Genomic DNA, 647 nt, shown 5'->3' with positions numbered 1-647 from the left:
GCGGGAGGGGGCAGGCCGGGCAGCGGCGGACCGGCGGCATCGCGCCGCCGCGCGTGCGGCATGTCGGTCATGCCCCCGTGGGGGAGTGTGGTACGCATGGGGTTCCTTGTCTTGCGGGGTGTTCGCGCAGGCTCACGCCTGCGTGGTGTACGGAAGCATCCAGTCCAGCGACGCCAGCGTGCCGGGCGCGGGCACGTATTCCAGCCCGATGTGCCCGGCGTAGCCCAGACGGTCCAGTTCGGCGAACAGGAAGGGGTAGTTGATCTCGCCGGTGCCGGGCTGGTGGCGGCCCGGCGTGTCCGCGATCTGGACGTGCCCGATGCGGTTCATGTGGGCGCGCAGGGTGGCTGCCAGTTCGCCCTCCTCTCGCTGGGCGTGGTAGACGTCGTACTGCAACAGCACGTTGGGTCGGCCCACCTCGTCCAGCAGGCGCAGCACCTGCGCGGTGGAGTGCAGGAAGAAGCCGGGAATGTCCTTGCGGTTGATGAATTCCACCAGCAGCACCAGCCCGGCTTCCGCCAGCCGGTCGGCGGCGAAGCGCACGTTGTCCGCCAGGGTGGCCCACGCGGCCTGCGCGGCGGTGGGGTCGTTGCCCGGCACCTTGCCCGCCAGGCAGTTCAACCGGGGCACGCCAAGGGCCTTGGCAT

Annotated in this window: 1 protein-coding gene; it reads right to left on the bottom strand. The window is 70.8% G+C overall.

Annotated features, from left to right (window positions below; genetic code table 11):
- Positions 1 to 132 precede the first annotated feature (132 nt).
- A partial coding sequence (locus tag FVW27_RS18555; RefSeq protein ID WP_167128055.1) for a hydroxypyruvate isomerase family protein occupies positions 133 to 647 on the bottom strand: 515 nt, incomplete at its 5' end.

Origin of the sequence: Nitratidesulfovibrio liaohensis (genome assembly GCF_011682075.1) — a bacterium.
Classification (GTDB): domain Bacteria; phylum Desulfobacterota; class Desulfovibrionia; order Desulfovibrionales; family Desulfovibrionaceae; genus Cupidesulfovibrio; species Cupidesulfovibrio liaohensis.
The sequence above is the reverse complement of the archived record's forward strand: the minus strand, read 5'-3'. Positions and strand labels throughout refer to the sequence as shown.